This window comes from Neogemmobacter tilapiae (genome assembly GCF_014652215.1).
GTDB lineage: Bacteria > Pseudomonadota > Alphaproteobacteria > Rhodobacterales > Rhodobacteraceae > Neogemmobacter > Neogemmobacter tilapiae.
Map to the genome: position 1 here is coordinate 102913 of NZ_BMYJ01000003.1, position 17079 is coordinate 119991.

Below are 17079 nucleotides of genomic sequence, written 5' to 3' on the forward strand. Positions count from 1 at the left end.
TCAAGGCCCGCTCACGTCAGCGTGAAAAGCGGGCCGCCAATTCGACATGGGCCGACCAGCGGAACTGATCGACGGGCTGCACCCAATCCAGATGGTAACCCCCGGCGATCAGGGCCTTCGCATCGCGCGCAAAGGTCACCGGGTTGCAGGACACATAGGCGATCACCGGCACTTTGCTGGCCGCCAGCCTTGCGCATTGCGCCTCGGCCCCGGCGCGGGGCGGGTCGATGACCACGGCCTCGATCCCTTTGAATTCGTCGGGTTCCAGCGGACGGCGGAACAGGTCACGGGTTTCCGTTGTGACCTTTTTCAACCCCTGCGCCTGCCGCCAACCTTTTTCCAGCGCCGCCGTCAGGGCGGCATCGCCTTCGACCGCCAGAATCTCGGCTTGGGCCGCCAGTGACAGAGCAAAGGTGCCGCAACCGGCGAAAAGATCCGCGATCTTTCGGGCTGGACCGATGGCTTCCTTGACGGCGGTCAGCAAGGACGCCTCGCCATGATCGGTCGCTTGCAGAAATGCCCCCGGCGGCATCGGCACGCGGGCCCCGCCAAAACCCAACATGGGCATGATCCGCAGGGCCAAGGTTTCATTGTTCCATGTCAGCCGCGCCAGACCCTTTTCCTCGGCCAGTCGGGCAAGGTTCAGGCCCAGTTCGGCATCCATCGGCTTGCCGCCTGTCACACTGACATCCAACCCGGTCAGGCTGCGCGTGACGGTCAAAGACATTTCGCCCGAACGCGAGCCGCCAGTGATCACCAAAGCCTCTAGCGCGGGAAAGGCGGCGATCAAATCGGGATGCAAAAGTTGGCATTGCGGGACAGGGATGATCACATCGCTGCCGCGCTGGTGAAAACCCAAAAGTGCCCCCGCCTTGGTGCGTCGTCCGGCCAGTGTCGCCCGACGGCGGCTGCGGGCGGGTGAGGTCAGGATTGGACGCAAGGGCGCCTCCAACCCCTGACCAGCCAACGCACCCTGAACGATGCCTTCCTTCCAGCGCGCCGTTAACGCATCGCTCGCATGTTGCATCAGGCAACCGCCGCAGGCGCGGGCGTGGACACAGGGCGGTTTCACCCGGTCGGGCGACGGCGTCACGATCCGAATGTCTTGCAGCGTCTCGCCGCGCAGTTCGCCCGTCACCACCTCGCCCGGCAGAGTGCCGGGTGCGAACAGGCCTGCCCCGATTCCGTCGCCCAGATGGCCCAGCTTTTCGATGGTGACTTGCATGGGGCTTCCTTCAAGGGTGGCTTTCCAGCCCCTTTGCGCGGTTTCGTCCGGGGGTCAAGACGCTACTCGGCAGCTTCCTCTTCAACGCCCAGAAAGCCACCCGATTGCCTTGCCCAGTATCGAGCGTAAAGGCCGCCCTTTGCCAAAAGGCTTTCGTGGTTGCCTTCCTCGACGATCTGGCCCTGATCTAAGACAACGATCCGGTCCATGGCCACGATGGTCGAAAGCCGGTGCGCGATGGCCAGAACCGTCTTGCCCTGCATCACGCGGCCCAAGGCCTGTTGAATGCTGGCTTCCACTTCGGAATCCAAGGCGCTGGTTGCCTCGTCCAACACCAGAATAGGGGCGTCTTTCAGGAAGGTCCGCGCCAAGGCGATCCGTTGGCGTTGGCCGCCCGAGAGTTTCACCCCGCGTTCGCCCAAGTAAGCATCATAGCCCTGCCGCCCCTGATGGTCCTGCATCTGGGCGATAAATTCATCGGCCTCGGCCGCCTTGGCCGCCGCCTCAAGTTCGGCCTGCGAGGCGCCCGGTCGGCCATACAGGATATTGTCCCGTGCCGAGCGGTTGAACATTGCTGTTTCCTGCGTGACCATGCCGATCTGGCGGCGCAAAGATTCCTGCGTCACTTGGCGCACGTCCTGCCCATCGAACAGAACCTTCCCCTGTTCGGCGTCATATAGCCGCAAAAGCAGCGAAACGAGAGTGGACTTGCCTGCCCCCGAGGCCCCGACAATCCCGAGCTTTTCGCCGGGGCGGATGGTCAGATCAATGCCCCGCACCCCAGCGCGACCATGGCCATAGCCAAAGGTTACATGGTCAAAGCGAATCTCGCCCTTGACCCGCGCCAGATCGACAGCCCCAGGCGCGTCGGCCAGAACATGTGGCACAGCAAGCGTTTTCATGCCGTCTTCAACCTCACCAATCGAGGTATAGATCGACATCAGGGTAAAGCTGACCCAGCCCGACATCTGGGCGATCCGCAGGGAAATGGCCCCGGCGGCGGCAATCTCGCCCGGTGTGGCGCTGCCCACGGACCACATCCACAGCGCGCCACCGATCAGGATCACTGGAAGGATCCCGGCAAGCGTCATCAGCGCATAGCGGAACCAAGTGGAGATCACGCCGAAATCCAGCGATTTGTCGCGGAAGACCTCCATCGCATCAAGGGCGACCCGATCCTCATAGGCCGCATGGGCGAAAAGTTTGACCGTCTTGATGTTGGTGATGGTGTCAACAACCTGCCCCGACACCATCGCGCGGCTGGAGGCGCGGGCGGCGGAGTTGACTTTGACCTTGGGCAGAAAGAAGCGGATCAGCCAGATATAGGCGACCAGCCACCCGGCCAGCGCCAAGGCAATGCGGGCGTCAATGGCCACCAGATAGATGACCGAGCCGATGACCGAAGCCAGCGCAAAGGCCACGGTGTTGATCATTTCGGTCGCGACATCGGTCACGGCGCGCGCCGCCTGCATCTGCTTTTGAGCGATGCGGCCCGCGAAATCGTTGTCAAAGAAGGTGACAGCCTGGCCCAAGGTCCAGCGGTGCAAGCGCGACAGCACGAGGGGCAGGACGTTGGCCCCGACGACGATGGAGTTGGTGGCGGACGAGGCGGCAAAGGTCAGGGGGCGGAGGATGATGTAGAAGACCACGGCCCAGATCAGCAGGGAGAGGTTTTCGGTGAAGAACGTGGTGGGTCCGCTGGCGAGGGCGGTGTCGATGACCCAGCCAAGGATCAGGGCGCTGACCACCTCCATCGCGCCGGCGATGCCAGAGACGATGAAGGCCAGCCACAGCATGGGCCAAGACCCCGACAGCGACCAGCGGAAAAAGGGCATAAGGGTTTGCGGCGGCGGCCCTTCGGCGGGGCGGAAGGCGTTGATCGAATTTCCCAGCCGCCGCAATAAGGTGTTCATGCCGTTTCCTCATCCAACCCGATGAACCCGCCGGATTGGCGCGCCCAGAACCCGGCATACAAACCATCCGGAATGCGCAACAGTTCCGCATGGCTGCCTTGTTCCGCCACCCGGCCCCCGTCCAGCACCACAATGCGGTCCATCGCCGCGATCGTGGAAAGGCGGTGCGCAATGGCGATCACGGTCTTGCCCTGCATGACGCCATATAGGGTTTCCTGAATCGCAGCCTCAACCTCGCTGTCCAGCGCACTCGTCGCCTCGTCCAAGATCAGGATCGGCGCGTCTTTCAGGATCACGCGCGCAAGCCCGATACGCTGGCGCTGCCCGCCCGACAATTTCACACCGCGTTCGCCGACATGGGCATCATAGCCTTTGCGGCCCTGCGGATCCTCTAGCTGAAGGATAAACTCATGCGCCTCAGCCCGCTTGGCGGCCTGAACCATCGCCACATCGCCCGCCTCGGGCCGACCATAAAGGATATTGTCGCGCACCGAACGATGCAAAAGGCTGCTATCCTGCTGCACCATGCCGATGGCGCGGCGCAGGCTGTCCTGGCTGACCATAGCAATATCTTGCCCGTCGATCAGGATGCGGCCCTGTTCGGCGTCGTAAAACCGCAGCATCAGCTTGACGAGGGTGGATTTCCCCGCCCCCGAACGACCCACGACGCCGACCTTTTCGCCCGGTTTCAGCGTCAGACTGATCTGGTCCAACCCGCCCCAACCGCGCCCGTAATGATGCGAGACGCCCTCCAGACGGATTTCACCCTGACCTACGCGCAACGCGCAGGCCTCGGGCGCGTCCAACAGAGTAATGGGTTGGGTGATCGTTTCCATCCCTTCCTGCACAACGCCCAGGTTCTGCACCAAAGAGGTCGTGGCCCACATGATCCAATATGTCATGTTGTTCAGCCGCAAAACCAAGGCCGCCGCCGCCGCCACCATGCCCGCCGTGGTTTGCCCATCGGCCCAAAGCCAGATTGCCCAGCCGACAATCGACACGATCAACCCGCCATTCAGCAGGGTCAGCATCACATCCATCTTGGTGATGATGCGCATTTCTTTAAAGAACTTGGCCCGCGCCGTTTCGATGGCATCGCGGGCATAGTCCATTTCATGCTCGTTCTGGGCGAACAGCTTGACCGAATGGATGTTGGTATAGCTGTCCACCACCCGGCCAGTGATGGCCGAACGGGCATCGGAACTGGCCGTGGCGGCGGGGCCTGCGCGTTTGATCGTCCAGCGCACCAGCAGGCAGTAAAGCCCGAACCAGATCACCAAAGGCAGGATTAGCCGGGCATCGGCATCGGCCAGCACCGCGCCGGAACCAATGACAGTGACCACCGCAAAGGCCACGGCATCAAAGGTCTGGAACACCGCCTCACCCGCCGCCGGGGGGGTCTGCATGATGCGGTTGGCGATGCGACCGGCGAAATCGGATTCGAACCAGCCGACGGGCTGGCGCAAAACGTGGCGATGGGCACGGTAGCGGATCATCGTGCCAAAGTTGGGCAGGATGGTGTTGTGCAACAACGCGACATGCACGCCGGAAATCACCGGGCGCAGGAACAGGATGATCAGGGCGACCACCGCAAATTCCCAGCCATGCGTCGCCAGCACCTGCTGCGGCGGGGCACTGGCCAAAAGATCGACCATGCGACCGACATACCAGATCAAGGTCACGTCAAAGCTGGCCACCAAAAGGGCGGTCAGCGTGGTAACAGCAAAGACCTTGCGGAAAGGTCGGATGTAGCCCGCCAGAAACGGCCAAAGTCGCCGGGGGGGCGTGTCGGATTGCTCGTAGGGGCCGTAAGGGTCCACGAGGCTTTCAAAGAACCGGAACACGGGTTCGCCTCATTGGTGAATGTCTGACAGACTTAGACCGGGAATTCGGAAAGGAAAAGGCACAAATCAGGAACGGTTCTGTGCATCCCCGCGCGAAAGCGCCAAGAGTTGTGCCCTGTCCAAGGCAAAACCGGAATCGAGCCAAGCGCTTTCAAGGTGTTTGAGCTGTCGGCCCAAGGCAGCGCCCTGAAATTCGGGCATCAGATCAGCGGCCTTGATCGGGAAATGGGCGGCCATGCCTTGGGTCAAGCTGTCCTGCCAATTTTGCGGAAGTTCCTGCCCCATCAGGGCTGACTGCACCAGCAAAGCATCGCGCGCCAGTTCGCTGCCGTGCCGCCACGCCAGAATGGCGGGGGCTTCGCCGGATTGGACGGCTTGGGCCAAGGTCACCAGCCGCGCAGCGTCTTGTTTGGAAAGGCGCAGGGCATCGCCCCAATCGACAGACAAGGCCAAAACAGCCAGTCGCCGCCGCCAGTCAGGACCAACGCCATCCTCCAGATGCACCAGCGGGGCCAAGGCCCGAGGGTCGGACCCCGGCAGAATCCGCGCCAGGACGCCCGTCTGCGCCATGGCGGCCACCGAAGGGGCCGGGTCGGGTGCGGTCAGCAGCTTGGCCAGTTCATGCCCCACCCGTTCGCGCGACAACCCGTCCAGCAGGTCGACCCCGGCCGCACAAGCGGCCAGACCCTCGGCATCCAGCCCCTCGCCAGGATCGCCATACCAAGCGTGAAAACGGAAAAACCGCAGAATGCGCAGGGCGTCCTCGGCGATGCGTTCGCCAGCATCCCCCACAAAACGCACGCGCCGTGCCAAAAGATCAGGGAGCCCATCCAAAGGATCAACAACCGTGCCATCGGCCCGCGCGTAAAGCGCGTTCATCGTCAGGTCGCGGCGCATGGCATCCTGGGCGATGTCATCTGTAAAAGCCACCACCGCCCGCCGCCCGTCGGTTTCCACATCACGGCGGAAGGTCGTCACCTCATGCGCGACGCCCCCGGCCACCACCGTGACCGTGCCGTGGTCCATGCCGGTGGGAATGACCCTGAATCCTGCCGCTTGGCAAAGCTCTGTCACGCGCAAAGGCAAAGCATCGGTCGAAAGATCGATGTCCGCCACGGCTTCACCCAGCAAAGCATTGCGCACGCAGCCCCCGACGAACAGCGCCTGATGCCCGCCAGCCGACAGCACGGCGCAAAGCGCCTGTGTTCCTTGCCCGGTCATCCAATCGCCAGAAACCTTCACAGCCTGTCCGCCAACCCCCGCAAGATCCGCGCCGTCGCGCCCCAGATGTAATAGGGCCCCCAGGGTGCGGCATAGAAATTTCGAAAGGTGCCGCGCCAAAGCCGCCCTTCCACCCGATAATTCCCCGGATCGCCCAACCACGACAGCGGCACGCTGAACACCTCGTCCACCTCACCCGGCTCGGCCACAGGCGTGAAATCTGCCACATGGGCCAGAACGGGGGTGATGCGAAAACCTGTGACCGTTTCATGGTCGGGCAAGCGACCGATGATCGTTACGGCTGAATTGGGCAGACCGATTTCCTCGGCCGCCTCGCGCAGGGCCGCGCCTTCGGGGCCATCGTCGCCATCGTCGATCTTTCCACCGGGAAAGGCGATTTGCCCCGGATGATGCGCCAAATGGCTGGAGCGTTTGGTCAGGATCACGCGGTCGTCCTGAATGCCCACCAGCACCGCCGCCGGGCGAAGAACGCGGCCCAAAGGCCCCGACTGGCCGGGGTTCAAGTCATAATCCGAGGAAGGCCGCGCTGGGCGCAATAGGGCCGCATGCAAAGCATCCGGCCCCATCGTTCAGTTCCCTTCCGCAGGACGATCCGCCTCGAACCCCAAGGTGCGGGGGTCGAATTCGTAATGCGCGCCGCAGAACTGGCAATCGGCGGTCAGTTTCCCCTCATCCGTCGTCATTGTCATGATTTCGCGGCGCGAATAGATGCCCAGTGAATTGCGCACCTTATCTGCTGAACAGGAACAGCCAAAGCGGATCGCCTGCGCGTCATAGACCCGGGGCTGTTCCTCATGGAACAGCCGCAGCAGCAAGTCAGCGGGCGAGACATGGGGGCCAATCAGCTCCATCTCCTCCACCGTGTCCAGCAGCATGTTCACGCGGTTCCAGTTTTCACCTTCCTGGCCTTGCAGGATGTCGGCGTGATTAAGCAAACCACCCTCACCCGTGGCGTCTTTCTCGGCGACAAAGGGCGAGGCTTTGGGCATGTGTTGCAGCATGACGCCGCCCGCGCGCCAGACTTCGGGCTGGCCAGGCATCTGGCTGCGGGCCCAGCGCAAGACGAACCGCGTCGGCAGTTGTTCGGATTGGGCGAAATAGGTTTCTGCGCAGGTCGTCAGCGACCCGCCCGCCACGGGCGTAATGCCCTGATAGGGCGTCATCCCCGCCCCTTGGTCGATCCGCACAGCGAAATAGCCGCCACCGATCAGGTCAAAGGGGTTGTCGGTGGGCGTCAGTTTATCGGCGTCAAAGTTGGCATAGGCCCGCATCCGCGCCGGTTCACCATCTTCGGTCGGCCCATAGTAATCGGCCGCGATCAGCTTGACCGGCCCGCCGCCCGTCACCTGCAGCGAAAGCCGCCAGCGCAGTTTCATCGTCTGCCCGATCAGCGCCGTCAGCAGCGCGAGTTCCGCCACCAGCGATTCAATGTCTGAGGGGTAGGAATGCTGATCCAGCACTTCGTCCAGCACGCCATCCAGCCGCGCCACGCGGCCCCGGATGTCGGCCAGATCAAGCTGAAAGGGCAGGACGCTGTCGTCCCAGGCGATTTGCGAACCGATGGTCATGGGATTTCCTGAAAGCCAGTCTTTGGCATACCGCGTCCATATAAGCACGACAACCAAAGTGCCAAGCCCCTCTGGTAACTACCCGGCGAAAGTGCTTTCTTTCGCATCAGGGTTGGAGGAACGTTAATATGACGAACTGGGGAATCATCGGGCCGGGCTCGATTGCAGGCAACTTTGCGCAGGGGTTGAAGGAATCAGCCTCGGGGCGGCTGGTGGCGATTGCCAGCCGCGATGCCGGACGGCGGGCGGAATTTGGCGATAAATTCGGTGTCGCGGCGGACAAGCGTTACAGCGATTACGCGGCGATCCTGAAGGATGATCAGGTGCAGGCGATTTACATTGCCACGCCGCATCCTTGGCATTGCGAACTGGCGCTGGCGGCGATTCGGGCGAAAAAGGCGGTCCTGGTGGAAAAGCCGGGCGGGCTGAACGCCGCTGAAGTCGTGCTTTTGACCGAAGCGGCACGGCAAGAGGGGGTCTTTTTCATGGAGGCCTTCATGTACCGCTGCCATCCGCAGATCGCGCGGTTGCTGGAGGTGATTGCTTCGGGTGAGATCGGCACGATCCAGCATATGCGGATCAACTTTGGCTTTAATGCGCCAAACCGCCCAGGGTCGCGGCTGTATGAAAAATCGCTGGCGGGTGGCGGGATTTATGACGTCGGCGGTTATCCGGTGTCCTTGGCGCGTCTGGTGGCGGGCGCGGCGGTGGGTAAGGGCTTTGCTGAGCCAGTCGATGTAAAGGGCACGGGACTGGTCGGGGCAACAGGCGTGGACGAAGCGGCCTATGGGCTGCTGCGCTTTGCCAGCGGCATCACGGCCGAGGTCGCCGTGGCTGTCGGGCGGAACATGGACAATCGGGCGCTGATCTATGGCGACAAGGGCATGATCGAAGTGGTCGATCCTTGGACGCCGGGGCGCAATGCCGGGCCTTCCGACGCTTTGATCCGGGTGACGGTGGGCAAAGATACGCGCGAAATCTGGCTGCGTGACGAAAAGATGCTTTTCGCGTTCGAGGCGGAAGTGGCTTCGCAAGCGATTGCCGATGGGTTGCAGGAAGCCCCCTATCCGGCGATGAACTGGGCGGAATCCATTGGAAACAACACGGTTTTGGACCGTTGGCGGGCGGAGGTGGGGGTGGTCTCCATCGCCGATGAACCCTCGCAAAAGCGGGTGCTGAAGGGGGCGATTCCGGCCCATCTGCCGCGTGTGCCAAAGGCGACCCTTCCGGGCGTTGATCTTCCGGTCAGCCGCCTGATCATTGGTTGCGACAACAAGGATGGCATCGCCGAAGGCGCGGTCGTTTGGGATGCTTGGGCCGAGGCTGGGGGGAATGCCTTTGACACGGCGTTTGTCTATGGCGGCGGGCGGCACGAAACTGTTCTGGGCCAGTGGATCGCCTCGCGCGGGATGGCAAAGGATATCGTCGTTATCGCCAAGGGCGCGCATTCGCCCTATTGCCTGCCCGGCGCGATTGGGCCGCAGTTGGACCAGTCGCTGACGCGTCTGGGGCTGGACCGGGTGCCCGTCTATATCATGCACCGCGACAACCCAGATGTGCCGGTCGGCGAATTTGTCGAGGCGCTGAATGACCTGCGCAAAGCCGGCAAGATCAGCGTCTTTGGCGGGTCGAACTGGTCGCCTGCGCGGATTGCCGAGGCGAATGCCTATGCGGCGGCCAAGGGTTTGCAGGGCATGACGATCCTGAACAACAACCTTTCGCTGGCGACAATGATCAAGCCGGTCTGGGCGGGTTGTGTGTCGTCAAACACACCGGAAACCTTGGCGATGCTGCGGCAGGGCGGGGTGGCGCATGTCAGCTGGTCGTCGCAGGCACGGGGCTATTTCCTGCCGGAAGAACTGCGCAACCGACTGCCCGAAGACACGGCGCCGGAAACTTGTTTTGGCGGGCCGGACAATGCGGAGCGGCGGCGGCGCGCCGAAGCCTTGGCGGCACGTTTGGGGATTTCGGCGCATAACGTAGCGACGGCTTGGGTGCTTTCGCAGGGCTTCCCTTCGTTCGCCCTGATCGGGCCGCGCACGGCGGGGGAGATTGCTTCCACCTTGCCGGGTCTGGGGCTGGAACTTTCGCCCGAACAGGTGGCATGGTTGAATCTGGAACGCGACAGCGAGTAGGCCATGATCCGACGCTATGGGGAATCCGTGAAACCGGGCCAGCGCTATAAGCGCAGGCCCGGCGTCTATGCGGTGCTTTTGTCAGGGGATTCCATCCTGACAACCTTTCAGGAAAGCCCCGCGCCGGAATTTCAGCTTCCCGGTGGGGGGATTGATCCCGGTGAACACCCCGTTGCCGCCCTGCACCGCGAGGTGTTTGAGGAAACCGGCTGGCGGATTGGGAACATCCGCCATCTGGGCACCTTTCGGCGTTTCTGCTTCATGCCGGAATACGATTTCTGGGCGGAAAAGCTGTGCCAAGTCTATCTGGCCCGCCCCATTCGCCCCCACGGCCCGCCAACCGAGGCGGGACATACAGCGGTTTGGCTGCCCGTGACCGAGGCTTTGGGCCTGCTGGGCAATGCGGGTGATCGCGCGATGCTGACTTATGCGTTGGGGCTGCCCGCATAGTGCAAAAGCACCCCTGACACATCATCCCGGAAATCCTGACCCCCGGTGAAATCGGTCAAATCCCAAACCAGCGCCTCAAGCAAATCCTGTGGGGAAAGATGCGCGTTGGTGCGCAGGATACGGTCCAGCCCGTCCTGCCCCAACTCGCTGCCGTCGGGGGCCATGCATTCCGTCACGCCATCCGACACCAGAAACAACCTGTCCCCCGCTGCCAGTTGCAAGGCAAAAGGGTTATAGCCCGCACCGGGGATCAGCCCCACCGGCAAGCCCCCTTGGCCCACGAATTCCACCCGCCCGTCGGCGCGCAAAACCACGGGATGCGGATGACCCGCCTGCACCATTTCCACCCCGCCAGTGGCCAGATCCAGTTCGGCATAGGCCAGCGTCAGATATTGATCGACGCCCAGTTCATCCAGAATCAGGTTGTTCAACCGCGCAGCCACTGCTGGCGGCGGTAAGGTCTTTCCGTCGCGAAAGGCGATGTGCTGATCGGCATCTGACCCGACAAACAGCCCCGCCAGCCGCGCGGTCATCATGGCCGACGCGACTCCATGCCCCGCGACATCCACCGAAAACAAGGCGACGCGGCCTGGCGCCAGCTGAAAAAACCCGGCCAGATCGCCGCCCACATGGCCTGACGGCCGCAAAAGGACCGAGACAGTCGCACCGCCGAAGTCACGATAGCGGTCGCGGATCAGCGCCTGCTGCACCTTGCGCGCCTCGATCAGGTCACGGTTCAGATTGTCGTGCATTTGCTGCAACCGCCCCATCGCTGCGCTGATCATGCGGTTTTTATCCACCAGTTCCGATTGCATCCCCAAGATCCGTTCCCCCGCCCGCAGCCGGGCGTGCAGTTCGTCGGAATGCACCGGTTTCGTCAGGAAATCATCCGCCCCACAGTCGAGCCCATCGGCGACCTGTGTGCTTTCGGAATTTGAGGTCAGAAGGATAAAATAGGCGTAGGTTTCACGCGGCAAGGCGCGAAAGGCGCGGCAGAAATCCAGCCCTGACATGCCGGGCATCACCCAATCGCTGATCACCATCGCGAAATCCTGCGATTGGCACAGATCAAGCGCTTCTTCGGCCGACCCGGCCTCAATCACCTCATACCCGCCGCGTTGAAGCGACATGCAAAGCAAGCGGCGCTGGGCGCGGCTATCATCGACCACCAGAATCCGTCGGGCGATTGACGCCGCCGGTTCCTGCACTTTGATTCGGTCACTTTGCCGGGCGCTTTGCACGTTTCACCTGCCTTCCACGGCCTTGATCGCCCATCCGCCTTAACGGCAGGTGAAAATTAAAATGCCAAATTATGGGCGGGGTCAGACTTACCAACGGTTAATTAAGACACGCCATGCTGCGAGGACGGTACAGGGGAATGACGATGATTGATTGGAACAGGGTAGGAGACCTTCGGTCCGAAATCGGTGACGACAGCTTTGTCGAGGTGGTCGAGATTTTTCTGGAAGAAGCGGACGAGGTTACCAACCGAATGTTGCGCCTGACGACATCTGCCGCGCAAGCACAGGCTCTGCATTTTCTGAAGGGGGCAGCACTGAACTTGGGGTTCGAGGATCTGGCCGATTTGTGTCAGGCTGGCGAGCACCGCGCCGCCAGGGGCGTGATGATCGAGCCGGACCCCATTCTTGCATGCTATCAGGCGTCAAAGACCGCGTTCCTGACCAGCCTGCAACGGCCCAGCGCCGCCTGATCAGACCAAGGCGCGCTTTTCGATGTAATGGCCATAAAGCGTGGTCAAAACTGAGGCGCCCAGCATCAGACTGATCCAGCCCGTGATCGTGCCCCAAACAAAGACCAAGAAGCTGTTTTGGATGAAGAACAGCGGAACTTGCAGAATCAGCGCCAAACCAAAGGTCAAGCCAACCACGCCCAACATCACGCCGCTTTCCCCTTTTGTCGCCTCCCATCCGCTGAGGATCGGCACGCCGGGTTTCAGCGCGGCGCCAGGCAACATCGCGCTAAGGCGGGTCATCAACACGCCCACCGGCAACAGGAAGATCAGCGGCACCAGCTGCGCCAGCAGAAACTTGCCCGGCGAGGTGGCAAGCGTGGACGGGTCAACCCTAAACAAAGCATGACCCACAACAGCGCCCAACATCAAAAGCAGCAGCGCCGGAATCACTATCATCAACCCGATGCCCAGCCCTTTGCCGAAATAGCCCAGCACCCGGTCGGCATGGAAAACCGGCACCACGCCACCGCGTTCTTCGGTCAAAACAAAACGATGCCAAGCAACGGCGATCCAAAGCGACATGACGCCGCTAACAACGCCCACCGCAAATGCCAAACCGGGGTTCAACTGCCCACTGTCCATCGCTGCCTGCAAAGCTTCGGCGGTCGGGTAGTTGTGCAGGCCCGATCCAAAAAGTGCGGCTTGGCCGATCAGATAGGGAATGACCGACACTTGCAGTGCCGCGCCGAAATTGCCGAACACCTGCCGCCAAGAATGAACGAAGATCTGCCACGCTTTCATCGCGCCCTCATGCCTTACGCAGATGCAAGGGGTCATGCCGCACGACGCAAGTCAAGTGTGCCGGGTACAAGCCTGTTCTTGCCCCCTGCCCCTTTTCCCGTTAATCGCGCGGAAACTCTGGCGGAGACTTTGCATGTCGGCACCCAAGAAAGTTGTCCTGGCCTATTCGGGCGGTCTGGATACCTCGATCATTCTGAAATGGCTGCAAACCGAATATGGCTGCGAGGTGGTGACTTTCACCGCCGATCTGGGCCAGGGCGAGGAACTGGAACCGGCGCGCCAAAAGGCGCTGCTGATGGGGATCAAACCCGAGAACATTCACATCGTCGATGTGCGCGAAGAATTCGTGCGCGACTTCGTTTTCCCGATGTTCCGGGCGAATGCGCTGTACGAAGGGCTGTATCTGCTGGGCACATCGATCGCGCGACCGCTGATTTCGCAGCATCTGGTGCGGATCGCGCATGAAACCGGGGCCGATGCGGTGGCGCATGGGGCGACGGGCAAGGGCAATGATCAGGTGCGGTTTGAACTGTCGGCGGCGGCTTTGGACCCGGCGATCAAGGTGATCGCACCTTGGCGGCTGTGGGATCTGACCAGCCGGACGAAACTGCTGGAATTTGCCGAGGCGAACCAGATTCCGATTGCGAAAGACAAGCGGGGCGAAGCGCCGTTCAGCGTGGACGCGAACCTTTTGCACACCTCGTCCGAGGGCAAGGTTCTGGAAAACCCGGCCGAGGAAGCACCCGAATTCGTCTATCAGCGGGTTGTTCCGGTGGAACAGGCGCCGGATCAGGCGGAATATGTGGAAATCGGGTTCGAGCGCGGCGATGCCGTGTCGATCAACGGTGAGGCTTTGTCGCCCGCGACGATTTTGGCGCGTTTGAACGACATCGGCGGCAAGCATGGTGTGGGCCTGCTGGATCTGGTGGAAAATCGCTTTGTCGGGATGAAATCGCGGGGGCTGTATGAAACGCCCGGCGGGACGATCCTGTTGGAAGCGCACCGGGGGATCGAACAGATCACCTTGGACGCAGGCGCTGGCCATCTGAAAGACAGCATCATGCCGCGCTATGCGGAACTGATCTACAACGGGTTCTGGTTCAGCCCGGAGCGCGAAATGTTGCAGGCGCTGATCGACAAGTCACAGGAGCATGTGACGGGCACGGTGCGGGTGAAACTGTACAAGGGTTCGGCCCGGACGGTGGCGCGTTGGTCGGACCATTCGCTTTATTCCGAGAAGCATGTGACCTTTGAAGAAGACGCGGGGGCCTATGACCAAAAGGACGCGGCAGGCTTTATCCGCCTGAACGCCCTGCGCCTGCGCCTGATCGCGGCGCGGAATTCGCGGGTGAAATGATCCGGATGGCCAGCCCTTAAAGGGGCTGGCCATTCCATGTTCCGCTAAGTGTTGGTGCATCGCCATTCAGCGGATCAAAGAATTCCACATCGCCACTGTCGGAACCGGCGGCGATGTGCAGGGTTAGGTTCAGCCCGTCCTTGCCATCGCTGGCGTAGACTTCATGCCCGATGCCGTTCAGCACCACGCCCGGCCATATGCGGCAGTTTTCAAAGCGCAGAACCGTCATGCTGTCCGTGCCGCTGAATGTGACATTCCCCCCGCCGGTGCAGGCTGTCCTGATGACGGAAACACCGTCCCAGGCGTAGAAATCAGGATACATCCAAAGCTCGTCCCAGATCAGGCTGGCGATCGACATCGGATCATTATTGCCCGCCGGATAGAGCGGCAGATAATCGGTCATCAGCGGGACATTGCAGAAGGGTTCCAATCGGGGCCTCACCCCGTCAAACAACAAAGAGGCCACGGCATCGTCCGGGCAGGATTCGCCGCGACCCCAGATCACATGCGGGCCGTTCTGTTGCAGGATCAGATGGCTGTTCCGCGCATGGCGGGCGACAGATTTGGCCATTTCAGCCGGGGTGATCGGGTCGGCATCACCATTCAAAACCACGGTCGGATAATCCCCCCCGGCAAAGGGTTCGGGCCGCTTCACGCCCTTTTCAGGCGACCAGAAGGCACAAGCCAGACGTTCGGCGTAATAGCTGCGGTCCATCCGGCCCTTTGGCCAGGCCTTTGCCTGTTCGATCACCGCTTGCGCATCGGCTGTCGGATCGCCGCTGCCCTCGGCATAGTCGCCACAGGTGACGGCATAATAGGCCGCGCCGAACCACATGCCGTCCGACAGGGGCGTTTCCGTGTCGGGGTCGAGATACAGGTTCGCATATTCCAACCGCAGCAGGGGCACCAAATCACCGTCGCCCGCCGCAGCCAAAGCCCGCAGCAGTTCCGACCGCGATTCCTGCCCATACAGCGCATAAAACGCCACGTTTTGCAGGGCTTGCGGGGTCAGCGCCCTTTCGACATGGCCTTCCGAAGACAGGGGATAGGCGATTTGCATGGGCAAACGCGCCATCAGCGCGTCATAGGCCTGCGCTGCCGGTTGGCCCATGTCTTTGGCACAGTTCGGATCGGCGTCGCATTCGGCAAAGACTCGGTCCAGAATCGCCTCGGCTGCGCGGGTTGAGGTGGCGTAGAACCCTTGCGAGGACAGGTTCAGATCAACCACCCCATCCAGAATGATCCCCTTCACCGCCTTGGGATAGGCCGTCGCATAGGCTTGGGCGACCTGTGTGCCATAGCTTTCGCCATAAATCCAAACCATCCCGAGCCTCAGCTTTTGCCGAAAGGCTTCAAGATCGCGGATCACCTGATCGGTGGTCAGATAGGGCAACAGGTCAGGCCGCGCCACCTCGGCCTTGCAAGCCTGCACAAAGGCGCGGGCCAAGGCGATGGATTGGGCGGGAGCCTCGACCGGCAGGGGGGCGCGGTCAAAGGCGGCCTGCGCCTTCAGGCATTCAAGACCGGTTTCCGCACCCACCCCGCGCTGGTCGAAAAAGATGATGTTCATCTGATCGGTCAGTTCAGGGGTAAAGGTCGGCATATAGCTGCCCGCCGAAACCAACCCCGAAACGCCCGGCCCGCCCACCGCATAGATCAGCGTGCCCTGCGGATCGGGGGCCATATGCACGGCGAAGGTGACGGGAACGGTGCTGTCAGGGTCATTCGCCGCGTGATCCAGCGGCATGGGCAGGGTCACGCAGATCAGATCGGAATCGACGCAGGGTTGGGCATCCAATGCGGCCAAAGCATCGGGCAGGCTGTCTTGGGCTGCGCCCCCCAATGGGCACATAAATGCAAGAAAAACCGAAACAAATCTCATCTTCCGCCCCCAATTGCCCCTGCGACCATGCGGGGAACCGGTGGATGATACAAGGTCAGTCGGCAGTTTTCGAAGCGATCAAGCTTTCGGCTTCAAGCAACAGGCCCAAGCTCGCGTAGATGATCGAGAAATCGTGCATAAGGCTTTTGACTTGCGCCTCCAATCTTTGGCTGGCCAGAACAAGGCCGCCGACACGGCTGAAACCATAATTGCAGCGGATCGCAAGCTGGGTTTGATGGCCGTCGCAGATCGACGAAAGCAGTCTTGCAGTGGGATCAAACTGGTTTGCGATGCGAAAGTGCCGATCAAGGATGCTGGACAAGAGCGAATGGCTTGGGTCTGTGCGATGGGAGACATAAAGCAGGTGGTTAGGCCAAAGCTGCAGATTGGCTTGGTGATGGTAGAAGGTGTTTACGGTTTCAAGTCCTGACCAGCGCTTATCCGGCAAAGCGCGTGCGACGAGGTGGAACTCTGGCATCGGCACCCGATGATGCAGGGTTAGCAAGATGCCCTCGAAAAGGTCGTCGTCATCATTCGGGTGGGGGATTCGGATCTTGGAGTAGATCAGTTCCTGTTTGCCAAAATGGCTAACAGCAAACTCTTGCACCTTTAACCGATGTGCTTCAGGCAAAAGTCCGGGCCGAACGCGATCCCGCATGGTGTTTCTGATCTGGCGCGTGATCTTTGCGGGAACGTCTAGTCCGACCATAGCGGCCAAGCGCGGTAGGACGGTTCGCTGTTGGAGCAACTCCATCCAATGCAACGCAAAGACCGCTGGAAAAATACACATAGTGATGCCGAAGCCCAAAACCCAAGGGTTTACAGCCGACTGCAAAGACGCGTCATGGGCAAGCATGACAACCATTGCGAGGCTTGCCGCTATACCCATCAAGCCTACAATACGCGCACGTCGCAATTTTGGAAGGGCCGCCTTCACTGCGGCCATTGCATCCTGATCCGCCTCCACGA

The 17079-nt window shown here is 61.4% G+C and carries 14 protein-coding genes; 4 read left to right on the top strand and 10 right to left on the bottom strand.

Going from position 1 to position 17079, the window contains the following annotated elements:
- Positions 1-16: 16 nt before the first annotated feature.
- The 6 genes from IE095_RS05545 to hslO all read right to left on the bottom strand — a co-directional run bounded on the left by IE095_RS05545 (position 17) and on the right by hslO (position 7792).
- On the bottom strand, positions 17-1225 hold the full coding sequence (locus tag IE095_RS05545) for a class I SAM-dependent RNA methyltransferase (RefSeq protein WP_189410632.1): 1209 nt from the start codon (positions 1223-1225) through the stop codon (positions 17-19).
- Between the two features lie 62 nt (positions 1226-1287).
- Positions 1288-3138: an ABC transporter ATP-binding protein gene (locus IE095_RS05550; RefSeq protein WP_189410633.1), complete on the bottom strand. Its 1851-nt coding sequence runs from the start codon at positions 3136-3138 to the stop codon at positions 1288-1290.
- Positions 3135-4982 carry an ABC transporter ATP-binding protein gene (locus IE095_RS05555; protein WP_189410634.1) on the bottom strand — a complete coding sequence of 616 codons (1848 nt, stop codon included), beginning with the start codon at positions 4980-4982 and terminating at the stop codon, positions 3135-3137. Before IE095_RS05555 ends, IE095_RS05550 begins: the two co-directional genes overlap by 4 nt.
- Positions 4983-5048: 66 nt before the next feature.
- Positions 5049-6224: a CCA tRNA nucleotidyltransferase gene (locus IE095_RS05560; protein WP_189410635.1), complete on the bottom strand. Its 1176-nt coding sequence runs from the start codon at positions 6222-6224 to the stop codon at positions 5049-5051.
- Positions 6221-6790, bottom strand: coding sequence for an NUDIX hydrolase (locus IE095_RS05565; RefSeq protein WP_189410636.1), 570 nt, complete (start codon positions 6788-6790; stop codon positions 6221-6223). The genes IE095_RS05560 and IE095_RS05565 overlap by 4 nt, the downstream gene beginning before the upstream one ends.
- A 3-nt stretch (positions 6791-6793) precedes the next feature.
- Positions 6794-7792 (bottom strand): Hsp33 family molecular chaperone HslO, encoded by a 999-nt coding sequence (gene hslO / locus IE095_RS05570; protein WP_189410637.1) that lies wholly within the window; start codon positions 7790-7792, stop codon positions 6794-6796.
- 128 nt (positions 7793-7920) lie between these two features.
- Between hslO and IE095_RS05575 the strand changes: the two genes are divergently transcribed.
- Together IE095_RS05575 and IE095_RS05580 are read left to right on the top strand one after the other, a co-directional pair.
- Complete coding sequence (locus tag IE095_RS05575) at positions 7921-9927, top strand: aldo/keto reductase (protein ID WP_189410638.1); 2007 nt, start codon at positions 7921-7923, stop codon at positions 9925-9927.
- 3 nt (positions 9928-9930) lie between these two features.
- A complete protein-coding gene (locus tag IE095_RS05580; RefSeq protein ID WP_189410639.1) occupies positions 9931-10377 on the top strand; it encodes an NUDIX domain-containing protein in 447 nt (148 codons plus the stop codon).
- Here the strand turns inward: IE095_RS05580 and IE095_RS05585 are convergent.
- On the bottom strand, positions 10353-11591 hold the full coding sequence (locus IE095_RS05585; RefSeq protein WP_268247713.1) for a PP2C family protein-serine/threonine phosphatase: 1239 nt from the start codon (positions 11589-11591) through the stop codon (positions 10353-10355). The two genes, IE095_RS05580 and IE095_RS05585, sit on opposite strands and share 25 nt — an antisense overlap.
- A gap of 170 nt (positions 11592-11761) precedes the next feature.
- On the opposite strand from IE095_RS05585, the gene IE095_RS05590 reads away from it, so the two are divergent.
- Positions 11762-12088 carry an Hpt domain-containing protein gene (locus IE095_RS05590; protein ID WP_189410640.1) on the top strand — a complete coding sequence of 109 codons (327 nt, stop codon included), beginning with the start codon at positions 11762-11764 and terminating at the stop codon, positions 12086-12088.
- Here IE095_RS05590 and IE095_RS05595 read toward each other — a convergent pair whose 3' ends face one another.
- Positions 12089-12871 (bottom strand): hypothetical protein, encoded by a 783-nt coding sequence (locus IE095_RS05595; protein ID WP_189410641.1) that lies wholly within the window; start codon positions 12869-12871, stop codon positions 12089-12091.
- 133 nt (positions 12872-13004) lie between these two features.
- Here IE095_RS05595 and IE095_RS05600 point away from each other — a divergent pair, with 133 nt between their 5' ends.
- The gene (locus IE095_RS05600) at positions 13005-14228 is read left to right on the top strand and encodes an argininosuccinate synthase (protein ID WP_189410642.1); all 1224 of its coding nucleotides are present in this window, start codon (positions 13005-13007) and stop codon (positions 14226-14228) included.
- Between the two features lie 16 nt (positions 14229-14244).
- Here IE095_RS05600 and IE095_RS05605 read toward each other — a convergent pair whose 3' ends face one another.
- Together IE095_RS05605 and IE095_RS05610 are read right to left on the bottom strand one after the other, a co-directional pair.
- Positions 14245-16071, bottom strand: a complete 1827-nt coding sequence (locus tag IE095_RS05605) for an alpha/beta fold hydrolase (RefSeq protein ID WP_189410643.1) — start codon at positions 16069-16071, stop codon at positions 14245-14247.
- Between the two features lie 94 nt (positions 16072-16165).
- A complete protein-coding gene (locus tag IE095_RS05610; protein ID WP_189410644.1) occupies positions 16166-17077 on the bottom strand; it encodes a hypothetical protein in 912 nt (303 codons plus the stop codon).
- Positions 17078-17079: the final 2 nt, after the last annotated feature.

Excerpts from the sequence above, each read along its gene's own strand:
- IE095_RS05595 (WP_189410641.1), bottom strand. The coding sequence starts at position 12,871 with ATGAAAGCGTGGCAGATCTTCGTTCATTCTTGGCGGCAGGTGTTCGGC.
- IE095_RS05550 (WP_189410633.1), bottom strand. The coding sequence starts at position 3,138 with ATGAACACCTTATTGCGGCGGCTGGGAAATTCGATCAACGCCTTCCGC.
- IE095_RS05565 (WP_189410636.1), bottom strand. The coding sequence starts at position 6,790 with ATGGGGCCGGATGCTTTGCATGCGGCCCTATTGCGCCCAGCGCGGCCT.
- IE095_RS05580 (WP_189410639.1), top strand. The coding sequence starts at position 9,931 with ATGATCCGACGCTATGGGGAATCCGTGAAACCGGGCCAGCGCTATAAG.
- hslO (WP_189410637.1), bottom strand. The coding sequence starts at position 7,792 with ATGACCATCGGTTCGCAAATCGCCTGGGACGACAGCGTCCTGCCCTTT.
- IE095_RS05575 (WP_189410638.1), top strand. The coding sequence starts at position 7,921 with ATGACGAACTGGGGAATCATCGGGCCGGGCTCGATTGCAGGCAACTTT.
- IE095_RS05600 (WP_189410642.1), top strand. The coding sequence starts at position 13,005 with ATGTCGGCACCCAAGAAAGTTGTCCTGGCCTATTCGGGCGGTCTGGAT.
- IE095_RS05590 (WP_189410640.1), top strand. The coding sequence starts at position 11,762 with ATGATTGATTGGAACAGGGTAGGAGACCTTCGGTCCGAAATCGGTGAC.
- IE095_RS05545 (WP_189410632.1), bottom strand. The coding sequence starts at position 1,225 with ATGCAAGTCACCATCGAAAAGCTGGGCCATCTGGGCGACGGAATCGGG.